Origin of the sequence: Anaerotignum sp., from assembly GCF_031981185.1 — a bacterium.
GTDB lineage: Bacteria > Bacillota > Clostridia > Lachnospirales > Anaerotignaceae > Chakrabartyella.
In genome coordinates, this window is sequence record NZ_DALYUL010000037.1 from 1 (window position 1) to 6,220 (window position 6,220).

General features: G+C 38.4%; 6 protein-coding genes. 4 read left to right on the forward strand and 2 right to left on the reverse strand.

Going from position 1 to position 6,220, the window contains the following annotated elements:
- Both RTK36_RS15205 and RTK36_RS15210 read left to right on the forward strand, forming a co-directional pair.
- On the forward strand, window positions 1–438 hold a 438-nt coding region (locus RTK36_RS15205; protein ID WP_442871364.1), incomplete at its 5' end, for a Kae1-like domain-containing protein.
- A gap of 15 nt (window positions 439–453) precedes the next feature.
- On the forward strand, window positions 454–978 hold the full coding sequence (locus RTK36_RS15210) for a GNAT family N-acetyltransferase (RefSeq protein WP_312048082.1): 525 nt from the start codon (window positions 454–456) through the stop codon (window positions 976–978).
- 242 nt (window positions 979–1,220) lie between these two features.
- On the opposite strand, the gene RTK36_RS15215 is transcribed toward RTK36_RS15210, so the two are convergent.
- Entirely contained in the window at window positions 1,221–1,910 is a 690-nt protein-coding gene (locus tag RTK36_RS15215) for a YjjG family noncanonical pyrimidine nucleotidase (RefSeq protein ID WP_312048083.1), read from the reverse strand.
- Window positions 1,910–2,656 (reverse strand): elongation factor P 5-aminopentanone reductase, encoded by a 747-nt coding sequence (gene ymfI / locus RTK36_RS15220; protein ID WP_312048084.1) that lies wholly within the window; start codon window positions 2,654–2,656, stop codon window positions 1,910–1,912. The genes RTK36_RS15215 and ymfI overlap by 1 nt, the downstream gene beginning before the upstream one ends.
- Before the next feature lie 137 nt (window positions 2,657–2,793).
- Between ymfI and RTK36_RS15225 the strand changes: the two genes are divergently transcribed.
- Window positions 2,794–3,621, forward strand: coding sequence for a hypothetical protein (locus RTK36_RS15225; protein ID WP_312048085.1), 828 nt, complete (start codon window positions 2,794–2,796; stop codon window positions 3,619–3,621).
- 314 nt (window positions 3,622–3,935) lie between these two features.
- Complete coding sequence (locus RTK36_RS15230; RefSeq protein WP_312048086.1) at window positions 3,936–5,909, forward strand: fructose-1,6-bisphosphatase; 1,974 nt, start codon at window positions 3,936–3,938, stop codon at window positions 5,907–5,909.
- Window positions 5,910–6,220: the final 311 nt, after the last annotated feature.

Genomic DNA, 6,220 nt, shown 5'->3' on the forward strand with positions numbered 1-6,220 from the left:
CCCAATGCCATAAAGTTCCCCCGTGTTTTCTTGGAGGAAGATAGTTATGATTTTAGTTTCAGCGGTTTAAAATCCGCCGTTTTAAATTATGTCAACAAGCAAAAGATGTTGGGCGTAGAAATCAATCCTTTTGATATTGCTGCAAGCTTTCAACAATCTGTTGTAGAGGTTCTGGTGGGAAAAGCTATAAAGGCTGCAAAGGGCAAAGGGCTACAGAAAATTGCCTTAGCCGGTGGAGTGGCTTCAAACAGCGCACTGAGAGAAAAAATGAAAGAAGCTTGTGAAAAGGAAGGCTTCCAGCTTAGCATTCCTTCCCCAATTCTTTGCACGGATAATGCGGCAATGATTGGGTGTGCAGCATATTATGAATATTTGGCAGGTGTGCGGGATGGTTTGGATTTAAATGCTAATCCAAGCTTAAAATTAGGAGAACGATGATGAAGGAGTGATACTTTGATTCGTAAAGCATTGGTAAATGACTTGGATGAAGTTGAAGCAATCTATCACGAAGTTTTGGATTTTGAAGCGGTTAACGGTAGTTATACCAATTGGCAAAAAGGGCTTTATCCAACAAAAGGTGATGCCGAAAAAGCGCTGAAAGAAGGCACACTTTTTGTTGGTCAGGATGATGCGGGGCAATTGTATGGTAGCATTATTTTGAACCACGTTCAACCCAAAGAATACGCCAATATCTCTTGGAAGATTTCAGCTGAGAATGATGACGTTTTGGTGATTCATACCCTTTGCATCAGACCGAATTCCAGTGGTAAAGGTTATGGTAGAGAGTTTGTTGCATTTGCTGAGGAATATGCACGCAAAAGATGGTGTAAAGTCATAAGACTTGATACATATGAAGGTAATCAACCAGCCATTCGTTTATATTCACATTTAGGATATGAGCTGGCAGGAAAGTGCCTCTTTCATTTCCAAAATGTTATTTGGGAAACCCTAGTTTGTATGGAGAAGAGTATCGAATAATTTTAAGGGATGACACTCTTGGCTGGGGAAAGTTTGTTGGATATGAGTCGAATGTTTTTTACTTTAGCAAGATAAGGAAAGCACTTAGCATATGAATTAATAATTATTTCTAGTGTTTATTCTGTGTTAAATGTAAATTTAGCGTCTAAGTCTGCCATATCTGGCGAGAGAAATTCCCAAGAATACAAAAAGGAACGGTATCTGCAAATGATTGCGGATACCGTTTTAAGTTTCTATGTATGTTAAAGGATTTCGAAAAGAGATAGCAGTTCTGTTAAGTATTGAATTTCACAGGTGGGCTGAAAGGCAGTTTCGTTGTGAACCCTATTTGGATTAAACCAACAACTATCTATGCCTGCACCCATGGCACCTTGAATATCGGAGGACAAAGAGTCGCCGATAATGATGGCTTCTTCCTTTTTAAAACTTGGGATACGTTCAAAGCAGTAATTAAAATATTCTGGCATTGGCTTTTGAAGGCCGATAACCTCGGAAACAAAGATTGCCTTAAAGTAAGGGGCAAGGCCACTGTCTATTAGGCGTTTTTCTTGAGTAGAGGCAAGGCCGTTGGTTACAACGTATAACTCATGTGTTTTATGCAGCTTTTTAACCACATCTAGTGCGCCATCAATTAAATCAATTCCTTCTGACAAGGCTTGGCGATATGCTTTTTCCATTAAATTGCCGTCTGCATTGATGGAAAATTCCGCAAAGGTGTCAGAAAAGCGGTTTTGAAAGATTATATCTCTAGGAATCTTACCACTTTCATATTGTGCCCAAAGCTTACGGTTATGGGTAAGGTACCAAGAGAAAATTTCCTCGGTAAAGGGGATTCCAAAAGAATCGAAGCACTTTTTCAGCCCCTTTTTTTCTGTAGCTGAAAAATCCATGAGGGTATGATCAATATCGAATAGTAAGAATTTCTTTTTCATTATAGCATGCCTCCGTCTAGGGTGATAATCTGTCCTGTAAGATAGGATGAAGCCTCCTGGGCTAGAAATAGCGCCAGTTTCGCCACTTCCTCTGGTGTTCCGAAACGCATGAGCGAGATATCTTCCGCCAGAGCTTTTCGTTCCTCTTCATCGAAGGATGCATTCATTTGTGTTTCAATCACACCGCAGGCGATGGCATTCACTCGGATTCCGGAAGGGCCAAGCTCCTTTGCCATTGCTTTCGTAAAGCTGTCGATGCCACCCTTTGAGGCAGAGTAAACTGCTTCACAGGATGCTCCCACATTACCCCACATAGAAGAGATATTAATGATTGAGCCGCTTTTTTTGCGCACCATATCGGTAACGGCAAGATGGGTGCAATTAAATACAGAATAAAGGTTTACAGCTATCAACTTTTGCCACTGCTGAGGGTTCATATCTGAAAACAGCCCAATATGAGAAATTCCTGCATTGTTTACTAAAATATCAACATTGCCAAAGGTATCTTCTATTGATTGAAACATTTTTTTGCAACAATCATAATCGGAAACGTCTCCAAGGAGAGCAAGAACGGGAACGTTATCTTCTATAAGACGTTTCTCCATTTCTAAAAGGGCTTCTTTGCTTTTTGACGCATTTAAAACAATATTACAGCCTGCCTTGGCAAAGGTAAGGGCAATTGCCCGGCCGATGCCTCGAGAGGAGCCGGTTATGAAAACGGTTTTACCCATTAGACTCAAAATCATCACTACTTTCTGAATTGTTATGTTTTTTATTATTGTATCGGAAATATTTAAGAAATACAAGGCAGAAAGCAGTTGGTTTTTTTTAGTGAATGCGGTATACTAGTTTTATTGACTTTTTTGTCAGAAAGGGTGGAAGTATGCTGGAAGCAATTAATAATAAGAATTTAAAATTGATGGATATTTTATCCATGGCCATGAAGTTATTTATAGGAAATTTCCCCATGGTGATGGTTGTTGTTGCGTTTTTGTTTTTTCCTATAAGTATTTTAAATGCGATGATTATGGAACGTTTGAATATAGGGGTACAACTTTTAGACAGCTTTAATACTTCGGGAGCAATTTTAGATAATATGCCTGCTTTTCAGGAAGTGGCTCTAAACTTCTTCCGGAATTATTTTTTGCTTATTGCAATGTATCTTTTTTTAGAGCCAATAGGAGTCATTTCCGTTGCAAAAATTGCCAAAAAAAGTGTTTGTGGTGAAACTATTCGTATGAGTGAGATTATAGGGGAGGCCATGAATTGCCTTTGGAGCGTCATAATAACATCAGTGCCATTCTTCATTTTGGTTTTTGTTGCAAGTATGCTGTTTATCGTTCCGGGAGTTTACCTTGGAATTATTTGGACGTTTTATGTATATGCCATTGGATTAAGACAGAAAAGAGGATGGAAAGCCTTAGAATATAGTGCTAAGCTGACTAAGGGAAAGTTTTGGCAAACTGTTTTGGTGATTCTAACTATTTCCCTGATCACATTTGGATGGGATTGGATTTTTGGCACTGTAAAAATAATACTTCCTCGTCACATCGGAACCGATATATTATCTTATACACTGTCATATATTGTTGCATGCTTTTCCAGTATGGCCATGACAGTCTTGTTTATGAATCGTGAGGCTGTATTACTGGGAGAAAAACAAGTAAAAGGGTATTCCGTGGAAAGCACAATAGATGAAGAAAAAAAATAATGATAATGGAACCTTTTTTTAGAGAAGTTTAAGGATGCCGATTTTTTTAAAATTTTCGGCATCTGAACTGGATTGCCTAAAGATAAGGTTCTTTTTTTTCGAGGCATTACTCTGCATAAGTTTTCTAGAAAAAAATGAAAGAAACATGAAAAATGAAAAGGAAGTCCAAGAAAAAACAAGTCAACAATTCACGAAGTGGGACGAAAAATGTCCCGAAAAAAGAAAATTTTTTTGAAAAAGGTCTAGGAAAAGAAAAATCCCTCTGCTATAATAAAACAGGACAATTTTTAAATTGGAAAGAATGGTGGCAGAAAATGTACTCGACAGATTGTACCTTTACGAAGGAAGAAATGAAATATTTAAAATTACTGGCAAATCAATATAAAAATGTCAATAGTGCGGCAACAGAGGTGATGAACCTCAAAGCCATATTGAATTTACCGAAGGGCACAGAGCATTTTGTATCGGATATTCATGGGGAAGCGGAATCCTTTAGCCATGTTCTTAGAAATGCTTCTGGTGTTATCAAAAACCATATCAGCGCAATCTTTGGCGCTAGTCTGCGGGAAAGTGAAAAAAAGGCTTTGGCAACTCTCATTTATTATCCCGAAAAAAAACTGGAAATGATGACAGAGCTGGAAGAGGATTTGGACGACTGGTACAAAATTACGTTACATAGATTGGTTCGCATTTGTAAAGTGATTTCTTCAAAGTATACACGCTCTAAGGTAAGAAAAGCGCTACCTATGGAGTTTGCTTATATTATTGAGGAATTGCTCCATGAAGATAGTGTCAGCCGTGATAAGGAAATGTACTATAACGAAATCATACGTACAATCATTGATTTAGACCAGGCAGATCGTTTTATCATTGCGTTGGCAAATCTAATTCAAAGACTTGCAATAGATCAGCTTCATGTGATTGGAGATATCTATGATAGAGGTCCAAATGCGGCAGAAATCATGGATATTTTAGCAAGATATCATTCTGTTGATATCCAATGGGGCAATCATGACATCGCTTGGATGGGTGCTGCGGCAGGCTGCCAAGCCCTAATTTGTAACGTATTGAGAATACAGACCAGATATGCCAATCTGGATACCATTGAGGAGGACTATGGAATTAACTTAATTCCCTTGGCAACCTTTGCAATGGAGAAATATGCCGATGATCCTTGTGCGCAATTTTCGCCTAAGGGCACAGAAGAGATGAGCGATAAAGATTTTGATATGATTGCCAAAATGCACAAGGCAATTTCCATTATACAATGGAAAATGGAGGCACAGATTATCAAGCGTCATCCAGAATTCAAGATGGAAAATCGTTTGCTTTTGGATAAAATTAATTTTGAAAAAGGAACCATAAGGATTGAAGGAAAAGAATATCAGATGAATGATGCGAATTTCCCTACTGTTGATCCGAAGGATCCATATAAGTTGACCCCTGAGGAACAGATTGTAATGGACAAGGTAAAATCCTCCTTCGTAAACAGCGAAAGATTACAAGCACACACAAGGGTTCTTTACAGCAAAGGCAGTATGTATACCATTTTCAACTCCAACCTTTTATTTCATGGGGGAATTCCTATGAATGAAGACGGAACACTGAAAACTGTAACCTTCCGTGGCAAGCAATACTCCGGAAAGGAATATTTGGATGAAGTAGAAAGAACAGCAAGAGAGGGTTACTTTAGCAAACCCCATAGTGATAATAAACGTGAATGTATGGATATTATTTGGTACTTATGGTGTGGCGAGGACTCCCCTCTGTTTGGCAAGAAAAAGATGACAACTTTTGAGCGGTATTTTATTGATGATAAAGCCACCCATAAGGAAGTCAGCAATCCTTATTACACTTTGCGAAACGAGGAGAATGTTTGTAAAACGGTATTATCTGCCTTTGGTCTTGACCCGGATGCCTCGCATATCATCAATGGGCATGTTCCTGTTAAGGTATCCAAGGGAGAAAGCCCAATTAAGGCTAAGGGAAGATTGTTTGTAATTGATGGTGGATTCGCTAAGGCATATCAGAAGGTGACAGGTATTGCTGGATATACTTTGATTTATAACTCCCATGGCTTGGTTCTGGTTTCCCATGAACCATTTGTTTCAACGGAAGTAGCTATTGCGGAGGAAAAGGATATTTTGTCCTCAACTGTTGCTCTGCAATATACACAGGATCGTATTCGTGTAAGGGATACGGATATCGGCAAGAAGTTATTAGAAAGTATTGATGAGTTGGAAAAATTGCTTTATGCATATAAGAATGGCTTAATCAAAGAACAATAATAAGAAGACCGCTGTTTCTCATATTGAGGGATGGCGGTTCCCTTTTTTCCTTAGATAACTACCGGATTTGATGGTGGCAGATTGGTTTTTGCAATAGCTGAAAGTTTTTTGCATAATAGCTGGGAGTTTTCAAAAAGGGTGAACCTGTATAGGGCAAGAAAAACTGGTGGCCAAAAGTAATATAGGAAAACAAGGTTTAAAAAATTGTAGTTTCATAAGAAGAATTTCGAGTAATGCATATGGGAGGATTGAGCTTTATAAAATCTTAAAAGTAAATTTAAAAGGAATTCTATTAGCTTTCTCCCTTTTAT